General features: G+C 48.8%; 19 protein-coding genes and 3 tRNA genes. 9 read left to right on the top strand and 13 right to left on the bottom strand.

Going from position 1 to position 17362, the window contains the following annotated elements; translation table 11 throughout:
- Positions 1 to 11 precede the first annotated feature (11 nt).
- On the top strand, positions 12 to 1169 hold the full coding sequence (locus tag J7619_RS24325) for a Gfo/Idh/MocA family protein (protein ID WP_291204936.1): 1158 nt from the start codon (positions 12 to 14) through the stop codon (positions 1167 to 1169).
- A gap of 88 nt (positions 1170 to 1257) precedes the next feature.
- On the opposite strand, the gene J7619_RS24320 is transcribed toward J7619_RS24325, so the two are convergent.
- The 8 genes from J7619_RS24320 to ubiE form a co-directional block, all read right to left on the bottom strand.
- Positions 1258 to 2388 carry a TlpA disulfide reductase family protein gene (locus tag J7619_RS24320; protein ID WP_291204933.1) on the bottom strand — a complete coding sequence of 377 codons (1131 nt, stop codon included), beginning with the start codon at positions 2386 to 2388 and terminating at the stop codon, positions 1258 to 1260.
- Positions 2389 to 2545: 157 nt separating this feature from the next.
- Entirely contained in the window at positions 2546 to 3022 is a 477-nt protein-coding gene (locus tag J7619_RS24315) for a DUF4822 domain-containing protein (RefSeq protein WP_291204930.1), read from the bottom strand.
- Between the two features lie 133 nt (positions 3023 to 3155).
- A complete protein-coding gene (locus J7619_RS24310; RefSeq protein ID WP_291204927.1) occupies positions 3156 to 4367 on the bottom strand; it encodes an amidohydrolase in 1212 nt (403 codons plus the stop codon).
- A 6-nt stretch (positions 4368 to 4373) separates the two neighbouring features.
- On the bottom strand, positions 4374 to 5042 hold the full coding sequence (locus J7619_RS24305) for an ankyrin repeat domain-containing protein (protein WP_291204924.1): 669 nt from the start codon (positions 5040 to 5042) through the stop codon (positions 4374 to 4376).
- A gap of 181 nt (positions 5043 to 5223) precedes the next feature.
- A tRNA-OTHER gene (locus J7619_RS24300) sits at positions 5224 to 5325 on the bottom strand.
- Positions 5326 to 5393: 68 nt separating this feature from the next.
- Positions 5394 to 5468: transfer RNA gene (locus tag J7619_RS24295), tRNA-Val, on the bottom strand.
- 124 nt (positions 5469 to 5592) lie between these two features.
- Complete coding sequence (locus J7619_RS24290) at positions 5593 to 6252, bottom strand: porin family protein (RefSeq protein ID WP_291205395.1); 660 nt, start codon at positions 6250 to 6252, stop codon at positions 5593 to 5595.
- Positions 6253 to 6275: 23 nt separating this feature from the next.
- On the bottom strand, positions 6276 to 6998 hold the full coding sequence (gene ubiE, locus J7619_RS24285; RefSeq protein WP_223401454.1) for a bifunctional demethylmenaquinone methyltransferase/2-methoxy-6-polyprenyl-1,4-benzoquinol methylase UbiE: 723 nt from the start codon (positions 6996 to 6998) through the stop codon (positions 6276 to 6278).
- A 156-nt stretch (positions 6999 to 7154) separates the two neighbouring features.
- On the opposite strand from ubiE, the gene J7619_RS24280 reads away from it, so the two are divergent.
- Together J7619_RS24280 and J7619_RS24275 are read left to right on the top strand one after the other, a co-directional pair.
- The gene (locus J7619_RS24280) at positions 7155 to 7937 is read left to right on the top strand and encodes a hypothetical protein (RefSeq protein WP_291204919.1); all 783 of its coding nucleotides are present in this window, start codon (positions 7155 to 7157) and stop codon (positions 7935 to 7937) included.
- Between the two features lie 23 nt (positions 7938 to 7960).
- Positions 7961 to 8545, top strand: a complete 585-nt coding sequence (locus J7619_RS24275) for a hypothetical protein (RefSeq protein ID WP_291204916.1) — start codon at positions 7961 to 7963, stop codon at positions 8543 to 8545.
- Positions 8546 to 8559: 14 nt separating this feature from the next.
- Here J7619_RS24275 and J7619_RS24270 read toward each other — a convergent pair whose 3' ends face one another.
- The 4 genes from J7619_RS24270 to J7619_RS24255 form a co-directional block, all read right to left on the bottom strand.
- Complete coding sequence (locus J7619_RS24270) at positions 8560 to 9228, bottom strand: response regulator transcription factor (RefSeq protein ID WP_291204913.1); 669 nt, start codon at positions 9226 to 9228, stop codon at positions 8560 to 8562.
- Between the two features lie 19 nt (positions 9229 to 9247).
- Entirely contained in the window at positions 9248 to 10033 is a 786-nt protein-coding gene (locus J7619_RS24265) for a sensor histidine kinase (RefSeq protein WP_291204910.1), read from the bottom strand.
- Positions 10012 to 10662 (bottom strand): hypothetical protein, encoded by a 651-nt coding sequence (locus J7619_RS24260; protein WP_291204907.1) that lies wholly within the window; start codon positions 10660 to 10662, stop codon positions 10012 to 10014. The genes J7619_RS24265 and J7619_RS24260 overlap by 22 nt, the downstream gene beginning before the upstream one ends.
- A 284-nt stretch (positions 10663 to 10946) precedes the next feature.
- Positions 10947 to 11019: transfer RNA gene (locus J7619_RS24255), tRNA-Phe, on the bottom strand.
- Between the two features lie 223 nt (positions 11020 to 11242).
- Between J7619_RS24255 and J7619_RS24250 the strand changes: the two genes are divergently transcribed.
- The 4 genes from J7619_RS24250 (at position 11243) to J7619_RS24235 (ending at position 14531) form a co-directional block, all read left to right on the top strand.
- Positions 11243 to 12601 (top strand): (Fe-S)-binding protein, encoded by a 1359-nt coding sequence (locus J7619_RS24250; protein WP_291204904.1) that lies wholly within the window; start codon positions 11243 to 11245, stop codon positions 12599 to 12601.
- Positions 12602 to 12613: 12 nt separating this feature from the next.
- Positions 12614 to 13411, top strand: coding sequence for a (Fe-S)-binding protein (locus tag J7619_RS24245; protein WP_291204901.1), 798 nt, complete (start codon positions 12614 to 12616; stop codon positions 13409 to 13411).
- 90 nt (positions 13412 to 13501) lie between these two features.
- Positions 13502 to 14002 (top strand): hypothetical protein, encoded by a 501-nt coding sequence (locus J7619_RS24240; protein WP_291204898.1) that lies wholly within the window; start codon positions 13502 to 13504, stop codon positions 14000 to 14002.
- Between the two features lie 46 nt (positions 14003 to 14048).
- Positions 14049 to 14531: a gliding motility lipoprotein GldH gene (locus J7619_RS24235; RefSeq protein WP_291204896.1), complete on the top strand. Its 483-nt coding sequence runs from the start codon at positions 14049 to 14051 to the stop codon at positions 14529 to 14531.
- Positions 14532 to 14540: 9 nt separating this feature from the next.
- Here the strand turns inward: J7619_RS24235 and J7619_RS24230 are convergent, their stop codons facing one another.
- Positions 14541 to 15755 (bottom strand): AI-2E family transporter, encoded by a 1215-nt coding sequence (locus J7619_RS24230; protein ID WP_291204894.1) that lies wholly within the window; start codon positions 15753 to 15755, stop codon positions 14541 to 14543.
- Between J7619_RS24230 and J7619_RS24225 the strand changes: the two genes are divergently transcribed.
- Both J7619_RS24225 and J7619_RS24220 read left to right on the top strand, forming a co-directional pair.
- Positions 15754 to 16563: a hypothetical protein gene (locus tag J7619_RS24225; protein WP_291204891.1), complete on the top strand. Its 810-nt coding sequence runs from the start codon at positions 15754 to 15756 to the stop codon at positions 16561 to 16563. The two genes, J7619_RS24230 and J7619_RS24225, sit on opposite strands and share 2 nt — an antisense overlap.
- Positions 16564 to 16650: 87 nt before the next feature.
- On the top strand, positions 16651 to 17361 hold the full coding sequence (locus J7619_RS24220) for a response regulator (RefSeq protein ID WP_106594009.1): 711 nt from the start codon (positions 16651 to 16653) through the stop codon (positions 17359 to 17361).
- Position 17362: the final 1 nt, after the last annotated feature.

Here is a 17362-nt window from a genome sequence, read left to right as displayed (position 1 = left end):
CAAATTTCCCGATGAAAAAGCAAATCAATATCGGTATAGTAGGTTACAAGTTTATGGGCCGGGCGCATAGCAATGCCTGGAAAAAAGCCCCGCTATTTTTTGACACGCCTTCGACGCCCGTCCTGAAAGTCGCGTGCGGTCGCCATCAGGAATCGCTTTCCGAGTTCGCCCGGAATTGGGGCTGGGAGGAGACCGAAACCGACTGGCAAAAGCTTATAAACCGCCCCGACATCGACATTATCGACATCGCATTGCCTCAAAATCTGCATTACGAAGTCGCAATCGCTGCGGCAAAGGCGGGCAAGCATATTTTCTGTGAAAAACCGCTTTCGATGGACAGCGCACAGGCGGCCGAAATGCTGAAAGTTTGCCAGGAGAACGGCGTGAAGCATTACCTGAACCACAATTACCGCCGGACGCCCGCCGTAGCGCTCGCCAAAAAGATGATCGAAGAAGGCAAGATCGGGCGCATTTTTCACTGGCGTTGCGCTTACCAGCAGGATTGGATCGTCGATCCGTCGTTCCCGCTCACCTGGCAGCTTAAAAAAGAGACCGCCAAAGCCGGCCCGCAGTGGGACCTTAATTCTCATGCGGTCGATCTCGCGCACTTCCTTGTAGGTGACATTGTTTCCGTGTCCTCACTGACGGCGAACTTCATTAAAGAACGCCCGATAGCCGACGAAACAGCCACCGGAAGTCTGTCCGGCGCGTCCAAAGGCCACGAAATGGGCGAAGTGACGGTCGAGGATGCCGCCCTGATGATGGTCAGGTTCCAAAACGGCTCCATTGGCTCATTTGAAGCAACCCGGTTCGCAACCGGCCGGAAAAACCGACTGACGTTCGAAATTTATGGCAGCAAAGGCAGCCTCGTTTTTGACCTTGAACGTATGAACGAGCTGCAATACTATTCCAACGAAGACGCGAAAGGCGAACATGGATTTCGCACCATTCTTGCCACCGAGTCCATTCACCCCTACGCCGGGCATTGGTGGCCCGCAGGTCACATCATCGGCTACGAGCACGCATTCGTGCATGCGGTGGTCGACTTCCTCGATGCCATTGAAAGTGATACCGAACTCAAACCGGATTTTGCCGATGGTTTGAAAATCATTCAAGTGCTGGAAGCCGGGTTACGTTCGGCCGAAAGTGGTAATGAGGTGAGACTTTAAATTTTGGGGAGGAAGGAGGAAAGGGAGGAAAGTAGGAACTAGTATTACCCTTTCCATCCTCCCTTTGCTCCATCCTCCTTCCTTCATCCTACTTCAAAAGCGCAGCCACTTTCAAATCCACTGCATTATCCCCCGTATCGTATCCTACGTGCTGGTCGACTACTTTGCCGCTGCCGTCGAGAAGCACCCAAATCGGGATTGTTTGTAGATTATATTTCTTGTCCAGCATCGCATAAGTCTCCCCAGCGGGCAGGAGGAATTGCTTCCAGGGCATTTGCTCTTTTTCCATGGCCTTTTTCCAGGCATTTAGATCCTTATCGACGGAAATGCTGACTACATTCAAATCCGCCGCTTTGCTTTCATACAGTTTTTTGATTTGCGGAATTTCCATCCGGCAAGGCCCGCACCAGCTTGCCCAAAAGACAATCAGGTTATGTTTGGAGGAATCCACCAGAGCTTTGCTGATCGACTTATTATCCGTCGTTTTTAATGCAACTTCCGTCGGGAAATCGCTGCCGGTTTTGTTTTCGTATTCCAAATAGGTTTTTAAGGCAATATAACCGGGGTTTGAATGCAGCTTGGGATCGAAAAGTGAAAGCAGATGTTTGGCTTCATCCGTGGCGAGAGCTGCTTTACTGAAATTCAAAGTACGCAGCAATTCCAGTGAATTGAAATTCTTTTGAACTAATGACTCATTATAAGTTTGGTTATCATCCGCCTTTTTCGGATCAACCTTGAAGGCATAGTGATGGAATGCCGCGCTCGTTTGCTGGTTAACCTTATCAATTTTGAATACAACAACCTTATTTTTCGGAGTGAATATCTGGATCGTGTCGAGCTTCAACTCCATTACACCCCGCTCGGCATAAAAATTACTCTCACTCGTTTTCTTGAAATAAGGATTTTTATAGCCAACGAGCTGATGTGGCCAATCGGGATTTCCAGTCTCAAATACAATAGCTGCCCGAAACGGAACAAAATTCCCGTCGGTATTAACCCTAAACTCAAATTTCCCGTCCCGCACTAATGCCGTATCCACAAAGTTGCGGGTTTCCGCATTGCCAAAATACAGCGTCTTGCCTTCCAGAAACGTGTTGGCACCCCGCAGATCGCCATGTATCACTATTTCCCGATTGTCCCCGCAAGCCCACAACACACAAATCATCACAAACACCCCCGCCGCACCGAAAAGGGCACGAATAATCCGATTATTTTCCATAACACATTATGATTTTGTTGATACACAATGGTAATGAGTTTGTTATAGAAAACAAAATATAAAATAAAATTATATATATTCTTAATTTGCTCTTAAATAAAAATGGCAACCGAAGAGGCTGCCATATTAAAATTAAACTCAAAACACATTTACACGGTTACTTTGGCTCCGCGTGCGTAGTAGGCGTGTGAACGATATCGAAATAGATCGATTGGTCATTATTGTTGGGATAAATCCTGTACGTAAATTCGTCTTTTGTAAGTACTGTAATATCCACAACACGGGTGAACAAAATAGCTCCGGTATTATCCTTTGCTACAATTGTGCGGGTTTTTCCATCGGCAGAAACGGTCCAGTCGCCATGCATTTTGGGTGAATTATCCAGATTATACATAGCAAATGTCCCATCTGCCTTGAAATAAGCAAAACCCACAAAGTTGGCTACATTAGCATCGGTCAACGCCACATTTTCTCTCTTACTATTTTTTGCGTTTGTTGTTTCCCAAGCAACACTCGCCAGCACTTCACTGGGTGTTAATGCTTTTTGCGGCTCATCGTCATCGCTGCAACCAATAAATAGTGTGGCACAAAAAACGACCACCAAACCCAATACAATCTTCTTAAAATCAGTCATGTTTGATAAAGTTAATTACACCACAAAAGTATTTTATGCGGTACGTAATCACTTTACTCTTTTCATCCCGATAGTTGTAAATTTTATAACTTCCGGACTCGTGCATTACCAGCACGTGCGATCATTGACACTCCTAAAACACAATATTTCCCTTGTGAATCAGCGATATCACCGGTGACATACGGGATACTGCTTCGGCGGAACAACTTGCCGCTACCAACACCATATCCGCCTCATCACCGGCTTTGGGCCATTGCTGTGAACCTTTCTCGTCCAGCGGAAGCACGTAACGGGTTGCAAAAGCGAGCGTCCGCGACAATTCCCATTCGGTGGAGTAGCCGTACAGTTCTGCGATGAGATGTGCTTTCTGAAGCATATTTCCCGAACCGAAAGTACTCCAATGGTCCTGTATGTTATCATTCCCGATCAAAACCTCCACACCATGCTTTCTAAGCGTCGGAATGGGCATAATAGTACCTCTGAACGGCACCGATGACACAATACCCACGCCCGCCGCTGCCAGGCGCTCGGCTATTTTTTCTGTTTCGGGCGTGCTCATATGCCCCAGTGCGAATGCGTGACTAACGTACGTCTTCCCTCTCAGCTGTGGATTTTCCATGGCCTTGTCGATCAGAAATTCGATGGTCTTTACACCACTTTCTCCTCTTTCATGCAGGTGGAGATCAATACCCTTGCCATTGTCCAAGGCCAATTGTGTAATCAACTCCATGGGCTTTTCAATGCTTCCGTCGATCGAATAGGGGTCGACACCCCCGATAAAGCCCACGGAATCCATTTGGGCTACCTCTTTCAACAGAGATTCCGTTTGAGTGTAGTAAATTCCATGCTGAGGAAAAGCGACCAACTCCGCGGCGAGACTCTTACGCTTGTGTCGGAGCGCTTCTTCCAGGTGGTAGAGGGAGTCGAGTCCCGAAGTCGGATCTACATTGAAATGCGAACGAATGAAGTGCGTTCCGTAAGAATGGAGGAAATCGATTAACTTTTCGGTGCGCTCGATAGAGGTTTTCAGCCACTCGGGGATCATCCGTTGTTCGTAGGCGATCATATCCTTTACCGTCTTTCTTTTGGCCGAAACAGCCTGCCACGGCAACCCGAAAAGCATTTTGTCGAGATGCGCGTGCATATCCTTAAATGCCGGCAGCAAAAGCCTGCCTTTCGCGTCTATTCCCTCTCCATGGGGTTTATTAGGTTTAATACTTTTTATTTTGCCATTCTCTACTTCAATACAAAACAAAGCTGTTTTCGTGTGCACCACCTCGCCTTCTTCGTATTCAAAACCTGTTTCCAGCAACACGTTTTTCAGGGTATATTCCTGATTTTCCATTTTCCTCTATTTCGATAAAATGCTTACTATTTCTGTAAAACCACGGCTTTGCGCATGTTGCAAAGGTGTAACACCATCGTGGTCGGGTATGCCGAGGTCCGCGCCGCCATCTTTCAGCAGCTGCACAATTTCCTGGTACTTTTTGCTCCCATTGCCCAACACAATGGCTTCCATCAAAGCCGTCCACCCCAGACGGTTTACATGATTAATGGGAAATCCTTTGGTACCTACCAGCACTTTCACCGTTTCCACGTGCCCGCGTTCGCATGCGGGAATCAATGCGGTGCCGTTGTAGCGGTTGAAAACGTCAAACCGGGCACCATGGGTAAGAAACAGCTTCACCAGTTCGGTTTGACCGCTCGCGCCGGCATACAGAAACGGGCTGTCCTGGATATTGTCCTGCAAATTGACATCCGCACCTTTCTCCGTCAGCAGCGTGGCCATTTCCATGTGCTTATCGATCGTCGCCAGCAAAAGCAGCGACTTCCCGCTTCCGTCTCGGGTATTGACATTAGCTCCCTCGTTAAGCATCTTTTTTACGCCGCTCAGGTCGTTTCGGCTTACCAGTTTGAGGATTTCCTCCTGTTGCATCGTAGTATCGCTTGTTAACGGCTCATTTTTCGCATGGCAGGACGCAAATACACCCATCAATGCGAACAGCAATAATGTTTTCATAACTCCAATCGATTAATTGAAAAATTACAACGACAAGGTAAGGCGAGTTTTCCGGTAGCGCTTTGCGGAATGTATGCTGATAGTTGGAGGATTTATTACTTCGCGCCGAATGGTGACGACTGTCATGCAATGGTTGAAACGACCAGAAACGAAAAAAGCACCGATTTCTCGACGCTTTCTGTGGGAGTTGAGGGATTCGAACCGCGGCGGACCGTCCCCGACCCTCTGCTTGTAAGCGGACGCCGCGCGGGCAGATGCTCTGAACCAACTGAGCTAAACTCCCTTTCTTTTTTCTTTTGTTTTCCCGATTGGCCAGAAACGAAAAAAGCATCGATTTCTCGATGCTTTCTGTGGGAGTTGAGGGATTCGAACCCCCGACCCTCTGCTTGTAAGGCAGATGCTCTGAACCAACTGAGCTAAACTCCCTTTCTTTTTTCTTTTGTTTTCCCGTCGTTTGGGAGTGCAAATATGTGCGACTAAATTGAACTCTGCAAATATTCTTGAAAAAAAAATTTAAAATATTTTTTAACCGCCTGATAACCAGTATACGCTATTCAAAATTTAAATAGAGCGTGACAGTGTGGGTACGCATGCGACTGATGCCATTAGCTACGGAATTTGCGCCGGGCACAAGCATATTGGTCAATCCATGTGAAAAACGCAGTTCGGGAGCGAATTTGAAGAACTCGAAGAACTGCTCGTAACCGATCCCGTAGTCGATAGAGAAGTCGCTCGACTTGGTGTTGAGGGCAGTAGCTCCACCTCCCCGGTTACGTTTTACGTTGGTCTCAATCCCCAGCGTCACGCCTGCGATCATGTACATGCGCGAGTTGACCCGGCGTAGGGATTTGTATTTTAGCAAGAGCGGTACTTCAATCCACGTCGACTCCCGCTTTTCCGTACGGTCGGTACCATTCGGATAGCTGAATTTAACATGCCGCTCGTAAAGTGAAACCGCGGGTGTTGTGCGCAGGTCGAAATGCTCGTTCAGATAGGCATTGACGGTAAATCCCATGCGAAATGCCGCATTCGTGGGCGACTGGATCACAAACGCCGTATCCTTCGTCACAAAGTCGTTGCTGTGCTTGATATTGAACCGCGTGAAGGGGACCGCGAAAAGAATACCGTAATGGATCGGCTTGTCGTCATAGTATTCGAGGTGCTTGCGACGGTACCCGATGCCCTGAGACTGCGCTTCCTGCGCGGCCATCAGCAGCGCCAGAATGCCGATAATTACTTGTGTCCGACGTAAATTGAACAGATCCCGAAGGTAAGTGATATGCATTTGGTATTTATGAAACCTGCTTTTTTATAAATATCAAGAAAAGCTTCCCCATCCGGAAAGGCCTGTACGGACTCGGGCAGATAAGTATATGCCGAGCTGTCTTTGGAGACCGTCTTCCCTATTATTGGCAATATGTATTTGAAATAAAAATTGTAAATCTGCTTGAACGGAAAGCTTTTAGGCTTCGAAAATTCGACCACCACGCAAGTTCCGCCCGGCTTCATCACGCGGTTCATCTCTGTCAGTCCGGCCAGCAAATTCTGAAAATTGCGTACTCCAAACGAAACGATAATCGCGTCAAAATAATTGTTTGCAAAAGCCAAACTTTCCGAGTCGCCGCTTTGCAGGGTAATCACGTCTTGCTTGCCCAGTTTGGCGATTTTCTCGCGCCCTACGGCCAGCATACCCTCCGAAATATCGACGCCGATGATCTTCTCGGGCTTCAAAGCAAGCGCTTCGATCGCGAAGTCGCCGGTGCCTGTCGCAATGTCGAGAATAACCTTCGGTTGTTGTTTTTTGAGCAGTTTAATGGCCCTTTTGCGCCAATATATATCTACACCACCACTCAGGACGTGGTTCAGCAAATCGTACTTAGGCGAAATATTATCAAACATTTCCGCAACCTGCTCCCGCTTGGTCCCTTCCTTATCTTTATAGGGTACTACACTCATCTTTCTATTGTATTTTCAACTACAAGCAAAACTAACAGATATTTACGGTTATCGCACGGCGGGCCGGCATCTTAATTGGTTCTACAAAAAGTGACCAAAATGAAAAGCGCACGTATCAATGGCTGAACAAACATTTCATCCCGATCATTTCCAGCCATGCGTTACATTTTACTATTTGCCGCCTGTGCCATAGCCGGCATAACCGTCGCTCAGCCTGTCCGTTACCGCTCGCCGAACGGCATCAGTGAAAAGAAAAGTTACAATCGCCGTACTACGCAGCCCAACTTTATCAGCCTCCGATACGGCCTCACACAGTTTTACGGCGAACTCAACGCGCAAGCCATGCACACGATCGCGGGGTTAGGCGTCGGCCGGTCGATTAACAAAGAATTCGCCATTCAACTCGATTACAATGCCGGACGCATTGGCGGCGAGAAAAGGGCTTTTTTTAATTCCTGGTTTGTAAATGAATATAACAGTGCAGAATGCCTCTTGAAATGGGACCTTTCGGAGCAGTTCAGTGATCGAGAGCCCGGACCGGCACATATCTCGGCTTTTGCCGGATTAGGGCAAATCTGGTTTAGCGCCAATGCCTATGATCTCGACGACGACCGGCTTTTACGCTTCACCAACAGTCAGCAAAGTGCCAGAAATCCGCTTTTTCTCCGCTGGGGACCGGCCAGGGGGCCGAAAGGCATCAAAAAAACGAGAGAAGGGATATTACCGCTCGGCACTTCTGTGAGCTATGCTTTGTTAGAAAAATGGAAAATTGCATTCGAATATCGCTTCTATTTCGTGCGGACGGACAAGCTCGACGCCACATCAGGCCAGCGGCTGATCAACCCCGAAGAAAGCGAGTCGTACAGCGACACGCCGAACGACACTTTCAGTTTCATCGCCGTATCGGTGCAATATCATTTCGGCCAAAAGAAAAATTGAATGCCTGTTAACGTTGTTAAGTAATGATTTCTACCACTGTTAAATACAAACTTTATCCCTCTCTGCTAAGCTGTTTCGATCGGTTTGAGCGTGGTTACATCCATGAACAGGAGCTGCTCGACCGCATTAACCGAGTGCCGGTGCCGCAAACGGAGGCGCAATTTCGCGGTTCCTCGTTTGAAGATGCGGTGATCAAAGGGATTGGCGAAGAAGCATTTGACCCGGAAATCCTGTCGAAAGTGCGGTCGTACCTGCCGCGCCCGATGCTGAAAACACAAGTGTACTGCGAATACCAATTGAATGACAGCCTGATTTACGGGTATGTGGATGTCATCGGAAAGATGCTGGCCGTCGACATTAAAACCACCGGTAATTACCGGGAAGGCGCTTTTGCAAAAAGCCACCAGAACTTCTACCTGCCGGCATTGCGAATGAAAGGCATCAGAAGCCTCCGCTATGTGATTACCGATTTTAAGGAAGTCTATCTCGAAGAATATGATCAAATGGCGGATCTTACTTATCAGGAGGAGCAAACTGCCCGCTTCTGTGCATTCCTCGAAACCGCCCGCGACCGCATTACCGACTTACGTGTATTTGCCCGCATTTAACACTGATAACCAGGCTAAAAATCGAGCAATTGGTATTTCACCGCAAATATCGCCAGGCTCACCGAGTTACTCGCCCCGGTTTTTTCCAGCAGATTTTTACGGTGACCTTCCACCGTCCGGTAGCTGATAAAAAGTTCCTCCGCGATTTTGGCCGTGTTATAACCTTTGCAGATAAGCGCCAGCACCTCCATTTCGCGGTCAGTGAGGCCGACGTTCAGAGAAGGAATAGCCACTTTACTCCGCGTCGGTTTGATGTCACCGTGTTGCAGCCCCTGCCGCATTACCTGCGCGATGTCGTCGTTGATGTAGTAGCCTTTTGTCACAACCTGCGTGATCGCTTCGCTCAAAATGCCCTGATCGATGTCCTTGGGCAGGTAGCCGTGCACGCCTACACGCATGAGCTGCAAGATGTGTTCGGGGGAGTAATTCATGGAAAGGATAATGATTTTTACATCAGGGTACTGTTTCAAAAGTAGCCCTGCTACTTCTTTCCCATCCATTCCCTTCATAAAAAGATCCAGCAGCACCACATCGGGCCCAGCATTCCCTATTTCCTGCAAAAGCTCCTCACCTGAAGCGGCCTCCAGAACAACCTGATAATCTTCATTTCGGGCCAGAATCTGGCCTAATCCCTGGCGGAACAGCTTATGATCGTCCGCTATCGCTATTTTAACCGGTTCCAATTTGATCGTTGAGAAAATGTTAAACGGGCATTTCAATTTTAAAACGGGTGCCTTCACCCGGAGCCGAACGCAGTTCGAGTTTGGCCCCCAAAAGGTCGGTACGGGTACGGATCGTGCTCATGCCCATCCCGGTCGCTTTGGGACCGGAGAGCATATCGAAGCCCTTTCCATTATCGCTCATCAGTAAGCTCAGTTGCGAGTTGTTGTGATGGAGATCGAATGTAATTTCACTAGCTTCGGCATGTTTGACCACATTCCCGATCACCTCCTGAATAATGCGGTACAGGACCAACTGCTGGTACGACGAAAGCACCTCGGCAGGGTCGTCGATCGTGCAATGGATGTCCATTCCTGCATCTTCCATCCGGTTTAGCAGAATTTTTACAGCTCCTGCAAAACCAAAGTTTTCGATGATTATCGGCGACAGATTATGCGCGATATGCCGCACATCTTTCACCACATCCCCGATAATCTGGCCCGAGCGCGCCGCGAGGCCCTTCATTTCTTCCGGCGACTTTTCGTACTGTATCTGGCTCACAAACAAACGCACGGCCGACAACGACGCCCCAACCTCGTCGTGCAGGTCGCGCGCGATGCGCTCACGCTCGTTCTCCTGCGAGGCTACGATCGATTCGAGAATCTTTTTCTGATGGACCATTTCCATCTGATGCAGGCGGCTTTGCTGAAAATGCAGCTTCCGCTGGTAAAGCAGCACAAAAATGACGATCGCCAGGGCCATCATCACCATAATACCGATCCCGCCGAAAAGCAGTTGTGCAAATTCTATTTCCCCCGGCCTACCCATAATGCGATGGCGTAAGTGATATACAGCATATAATTCATCAGCGCGTGGATCACCCAAATCTGGTCATTCAGGTTTTTGGAATACAGTAAAATGAAATTCATGAATATGAAAATCAAAAAGTTGCCCGAAAAGAAAAGCAGCAACCCTGCCGATACCCAGAAGAAAGGCTCAAGCAACAGGTTTTGCACTTTCAATTCCTGAAAAACTTTATAGAAATAAGCGAGCGCCAGGAAAATAACGACCACACTCTCGATCGACCGCCCCGCATTATCGATCCACACCGACTGCCCTTGCTGCCCGAGCTCGCGCACCAGCACGACAAGCGTAAATGCCCCCGACATCCAGCCGCGCAGGGCAATAAGCCACTTCTGATCCAAGACCAGGCTGTACATCCGGATGAGCAATGCGAACTCGACGGTAATGTAAATCGGCCAGAGAAAAAGGTTGGATACTTTGAAAAACCATAAGACACGCGAAATACTCTCGATGAGTAATGCAAAGAAGATCAGCCAACATAAGAGCTTCATGGGGCGATCGGCCCTTCGGTACCGCACCAATGCCATTCCCGCCGCCACGAGCACGGGCAGGTATGTAAAAAGCACGATCAGTTGCTCTTTGGAATAGTGCATGGTATTAGCTGGATGAAGGTTTGGAATATGCATTCTCCCGCACGCCGGCACAGGAGGCAATTCTGGAAATTAAATACCTGGAATAATGTCGACAACGAACGGTCGGAGAATTTTCTGAGAGGGAGACTGGTGAAGCCGGTGGGAAATTAATGGTTAAGTCAAAAAGAAAAAAGCCGCTTCGGCGATAAATGAGAATGGCTTATTTAGCGGTAAAATCTTCAAAGGAAGCCCCGGAAAACAAAAACGCCTTGACATGTGACTGTCAAGGCGTCGTGCATTTTGGGTGGTGATGGACGGAATCGAACCGCCGACACATAGATTTTCAGTCTATTGCTCTACCGACTGAGCTACATCACCGTTTCAGTTGGTACCTTTTGGGACTGCAAAGGTAGAATGTTTTTTGAACAAACAAAACAAAAAATCAAACGTTCGGAAATTAATTTTGTTCGCTCGCATTATTAGACTGATTGTCTTTTACTTACACATAAAAATATTTTTTATTCCCAATCCATTTGCGCCAGAATACATTTTTGTTCTACTTTGTTAGTATGCTTGCATACTAAACCAGCCCTATTTCGCTATGCAGATCTTACAGCAAATCATCTTTATAGCCGCCCTGGGAATGGTATCCTGGCTGATTTACCAGCGGGTCGGCATTATAGGCAAAACGATCCGGCTCGGGAAGGATGAGAACCGTACCGACCAACCTGCCCGGCGACTATCGATCATGATGCGGGTCGCTTTCGGGCAGAAAAAGATGTTTGACCGCCCGCTGATCGGCTTTCTGCATTTCGCTGTGTATGCCGGATTTATACTGATCAACATTGAAATACTGGAAATCGTGCTGGATGGTATTCTGGGAACGCATCGGATTTTTGCCGGGCCATTGGGCGCCTTTTACAGTATCCTGATCGGCTTTTTCGAGCTGCTGGCATTAGGCGTGCTCATCGCGTGTTCTATTTTCCTGATCCGTCGCAGCATTCTGAAAGTGGAGCGGTTCCAGCCTTCGCGCCACCGTGAAATGACCGGATGGCCGCAGCTGGATGGCAAGCTGATCCTGGTTTTTGAGATCGTTCTGATGATCGCGATCCTGAGCATGAATGCCGCTGACAGCGCATTACAGGACCTGGGGAGCGAGCATTACCCGGTCGCAGGTGACTTTTTAATCAGCCAATTTTTGAAACCGCTGTTTGCCGGTTGGAGCGAGGGTGCATTGATTGCCTACGAACGCATTGCCTGGTGGGTCCACATCCTGGGAATTTTCGTATTTGCGGTCTATCTCACCTATTCCAAGCATTTGCACATTGCATTGGCATTTCCCAATACCTATTTTTCCCGACTGGAACCCAAGGGGGAAATGAAAAATATGCCCGAGATTACCCAGGAAGTGAAGATCATGCTGGGCCTGGAAACGCAGGCAGGAGATGCTGCGGTTCCCGAGCGGTTCGGCGCGAAAGATGTGGCTGATTTGACCTGGAAAAACCTGATGGATGCCTATTCCTGCACCGAGTGCGGGCGGTGTACTTCGGCCTGTCCGGCAAATATTACGGGCAAAAAGCTTTCCCCGCGCAAGATCATGATGGATACGCGCGACAGGCTGGAAGAGGTTGGCCGCAACATACTGGCTAACAAGGGCCAATTTGTCGATGATAACAAAAGCCTCCTCGGCGATTATATCCAGGAAGAAGAACTCCTCGCGTGTACGACGTGCAATGCGTGCGTACAGGAGTGCCCGGTGCTGATCAACCCCCTCGATATTATCCTGCAATTGCGCAGGCACAAGGTCATGGACGAAGCACAAGCGCCGGGATCATGGAATATGATGTTCCAAAATCTCGACACCAACCAGGCGCCATGGAAGTTTTCACCGGGTGACCGATTCAACTGGGCTTCCGCAGTGACAGATAGCGGCCGCGAAGACAATTCAACAGCATCATAAAGCATCAATAATATGAGTGAGATCGCATATCGGGTGCCTACGATGGCCGAAATGGCGGCAAACAACGAGACTCCCGAAGTTTTGTTCTGGGTAGGCTGCGCCGGGTCGTTCGACGACCGCTACAAAAAGGTGACGGTCGCTTTTGTAAAAATTCTTAACAGTGCCGGCGTGAAGTTCGCGGTGCTCGGGACTGAGGAGAGCTGTACCGGCGATCCGGCGCGACGTGCAGGCAACGAGTTTACCTTCCAGATGCTGGCGATGTCGAATATCCAGGTTTTGGATATGTATAACGTAAAAAAGATCGTCACGGCCTGCCCGCATTGCTTTAATACACTTAAAAATGAATATCCTGCATTGGGTGGTAACTACGAGGTACTGCACCATTCGGAATACCTTCAACAGCTGATCGACGCGGGCCGCGTACGCTTGCAGGGAGGCGAGGTATTCAAAGGAAAGAAAATCACTTTCCACGATTCGTGTTACCTTGGCCGTGCGAACGATGTATACGAGGCGCCCCGGCATGTACTGGAAGCGCTGGACGCGGATCTGGTCGAGATGAAGCGTTGCCGCACCAAGGGCTTATGCTGCGGAGCAGGTGGCGGGCAGATGTTCAAAGAGCCTGAACCCGGCAGAAAAGACGTGAATATCGAACGGATCGAGGAAGCCTTGCAGACGGGTGCCGATACGATTGCCGTGGCTTGCCCGTTTTGTATGGTAATGATGACCGACGGTATCAAAAACAAAGAAAAAGAACAGTCAGTGAAAGTATACGACCTGGCCGAGCTGATTGCCCAGGCGAAAGGTTTGTAACCAACTATTTTGAGAACTATGCCGCTAGCACGGTTGTTTTAGAATACTCATACAGTAAACCGTTTGACCGGCATTTAACCCTTTTTAACCATGTACATCCCTTTTAGTGATATCGATTTTCAATCCCGGGTCTGGGTTTACCAGGCCAATCGGGAACTCACCTCGGAAGAAACAGGAATTATTACAGAAACCCTGAAAGCTTCACTGGACACCTGGGAAGCACACGGCAAACCGCTCACGGCTTCCGGAAAGATATTCGAACACCGCTTCATCGTAATCGCCGTGGATGAACGCGACGAGCTGCCCAGCGGTTGTTCGATCGACAAGTCGGTACATTGGCTGCAAGAAATCGGGCAGCGGATGAATATCGATTTCTTCGACCGCTCGCTTGCATACGTCGACGAGAACGGCCACGTCAAAACCATCCCGGTACCGAAGATCAAGCAGGCTGTGATCAACGAAACGATCCTGCCGACCACCACTATTTTCGATAACCAGGTGGCTACCAAGGCTCAGTGGATGAGCCGTTGGAGAATCCCGGCATCGAATTCATGGCTGAGCCGTTATTTTACGGAGCAAACCAGTTTATAAAAACGATAAACAGGTACTTTTGCATTTCAACATATCAGAGTCTTTCATGAAGTTCTCCCGGCTGGCTGTCGTCGTTTTTTTTGTGTCCCTTTTATCAGGTTGTGATAAAAATGTCGTCTACAAAGCCCACGAGGATATTGATGACGGACTCTGGTATATTAAGAACAAGCCTTCTTTTAAGGTAGAGATTACCGACACTACGCAGGCCTACAACCTGTATTACGTGCTGCGGAATGCATTGCAATATCCCTACTACAACCTCTACATCACCCGCAACTTCGCCGGGCCCGACGGAAAGGTCATTTCCAATACCCTGGAAGAGGTTTTTATTTCCAACGAAACCACCGGCAAGCCCTATGGCCACGGCCTGGGCGACTTGTTCGACCATAAAATTCCTTTCCTGAAAAATTATCGTTTTCCACGTTCAGGAACCTACACGTTTACGATCTCACAGTCTATGCGCCAAAACCCGCTGCCGTTTATCATCAGTGTGGGTATCAGTGTGGAGAAAGTGGCTGTGCAAAAATAGCCAGGCATTTCAGTCAGCCGATGCAGGAGGGGCGCCACCTTCCGGTTTTTTCTTCGGCCTATTGCGGTGCCTGCGATAAGGCTTTTTCTTGAATTCTTTTGCTACTGCCTGTTCTCTGGCTAAATCGGCCTTTTCTTCCGCTACCTCGTGCACAGGCTCTCCCAGCAGGAATCCGTAAGGTTCGAGGCTTGGAATGCTGTCCATAATCACTTTAAGGATCGCGGTAACGGGCAAGGCGAGGATCAAACCGGAAAGTCCCCAAAGCTGGCCGCCTAAAAACAATGCAACGATAGCCGCCAGCGGGTTGACGCTCACCTTCGAGCCCACAATGTGCGGCGTGATAAAGTTACCTTCCAGAAACTGTACAAAGCTCATGACACCTATCACCCCCAGCGCGTACCAGGGCGAATCCATGGTGACAATGCTCAGCAATGCCGGCAATATGGAGCCGATCAGGATGCCGATGTAGGGTATCAATATCAGGAACCCTGCCAAAAACCCGAAAAATATCGCGTGCGGAACGCCCAAAAACAGCAATCCGACACTGTTGAGCACGCCCACAATCAGGATCACCAGGAACAGACCGGAGAGATAGCTCTGGATCACTTCGTAAATTTTCTTCAACAGTACATTCAACTCCTCATTCGGAACGCTGCGAATGGCTTTGTGGACAAACATCCTGAAAAAGTCGCGGTAGAGGAGGAAAAAGAATATGTACAACGGAATCAGCACAAATGTGGAAATGGCACCGGTTGTGGTCACCAATGTGTTGAGCAGCACAGCACGGCCCTCACTCAATGCATTAATCAGGTATTTCTTTGCCTCGCTTACCTGCTGGGTGCGGCTGATATTCAGGTAGCGTTCGCCCATCGTCAGCGTTTCGTCCAGGATTGCCTCCGCTTTTTCGGTAATGCGGGGAAGCTCTTCAGCAAAGCTGCCTATCTGCATTGAAACGACGTAAACAAGGATCACAAGTACGGTAAACAGCGCCAGAATACTCAGCAAAATAGCCCCGATCCGCGGCACTTTCCGCACTTCGAGCCATGCGCAAACCGGGTGCAGGAGAATTGCCAGTAAAATCGAGAATGCCAGCGGGATGATCGTTTCGCGAAGTACGTAGAGGATATACACCGTTGCAATGAGCGCCACGAGCGAGCTGGCGATCTTTAAGTACACGGGGGTTTCGCTATCTTTGTTTGGAAGAGGACGCAACGTTGAATTCATGAACAAGTTGATATATCTGTGGTTAGCGGTCAAAACCGTGTTCTGTACCTGTCAACCCGATCACAGAACCAATGATTTTAAGAAAGTTAAAGCGCATTACAAAAATAGCAAAATAGGAAAGCTTCCGGCGGTAGCCTCGGAAAGTTCGGGACTGGCCAGTGGAAAGCAGCCCGGTACATTCTGGACGCATAACGACAGCGGCGGCAAACCGGAGCTTTACCTTTTTGACCTGGACGGCAAACTCCTCGATACAAAAGCCGTTCCCAACGCCGGAAACATCGACTGGGAAGACCTGACGCACGACGACAACGGCAATCTCTATATCGGTGATTTCGGGAACAATGGCTCGCAACGCAAGGTTTTTGACATCTACCGCTTCAATCCTGAAAATAATAGCAGCGAGCGCATTACGTTTCGTTACCAGTCGGCGCCCCCCGATTGCGAGTCCTTTTTTTATCATCAGGGAAGTTTGTACCTTTTTTCGAAAAACTGGGGCAAGGACAAATGGGTGAAAATGTATCGCCTGCCCGCCCAAACCGGTGAGCATACCATCACGGCTACCGATAGCATACGCATCAATGCCCAGGTTACCTCCGCAGCCATCAGCCCCGACGGTAAAACATTCGCACTGCTGACTTATGGAAAAGTATTGCTCTTCGAAACGACTGGTGACAACATCGATTTCAGTAGACCAAAGGGCTGTTTCCGCTTTTCAAGGAAACAAACAGAGGCCATCGAATTTTTGAACAATACCGATATGCTGATCACCAATGAGCAGGGCGGCGTCTATCGAACTACTTTTCGCTGATGTTATGTTTATGTTAATATTAGATTTCCTCATGTAATGTGAACATCACATCTGCTAATTTCGAATCGTGTTTTAATCATCAAAACAATGAGCACTGCTAAATCTGCAAACTCGGCTCCGAAAGTACTGGTAGTTGACGACGATTCCGACATAGTTGAATTGCTAGAATATAACTTAACCAAGGAAGGCTATTCGGTGTTAACCGCTTCCAATGGCAAGAAGGCCATCGACATCGCCAAAGCATTCGTGCCGGACCTCATCCTCCTCGATATCATGATGCCTCAACTCGACGGCATCGAAACCGGCAGGATCCTCCGTCAGAACCCCGATATCAAGAACACCTACATTCTGTTTCTGACTGCCCGTTCCGAGGAGTACTCGGAGGTAGCGGCGTTCGAGGTAGGTGCCGACGACTATATTACGAAGCCTATCAAGCCACGTGCATTGATGAGCCGTATCAATGCCCTGTTCCGCCGCGAAGCGCAAAAAGCGGAGTCGGGTGATACCATCGAAATCCTCGATCTGTCAATCAACCGGAAGAACTATACGGTCACCCAGGGCGGAGAGAAGTCGACTGTTTTGCCTAAAAAGGAATTTGAATTGCTGTTCTTCCTCGCGCAAACGCCTAACAAGGTTTTCAGCCGTGACGAGCTTTTGCAAAAGATCTGGGGTGCAGACATTTATGTACTCGAACGGACTGTGGATGTGCATATCCGCAAGTTGCGCGAGAAGCTCGGCGACAATTATATCAAAACGTTGAAGGGAGTAGGCTACATGTTCAGCAACGAGCGGGAGTAAC

The organism is Dyadobacter sp. (assembly GCF_017744695.1).
GTDB lineage: Bacteria > Bacteroidota > Bacteroidia > Cytophagales > Spirosomataceae > Dyadobacter.
The sequence above is the reverse complement of the archived record's forward strand: the minus strand, read 5'-3'. Positions and strand labels throughout refer to the sequence as shown.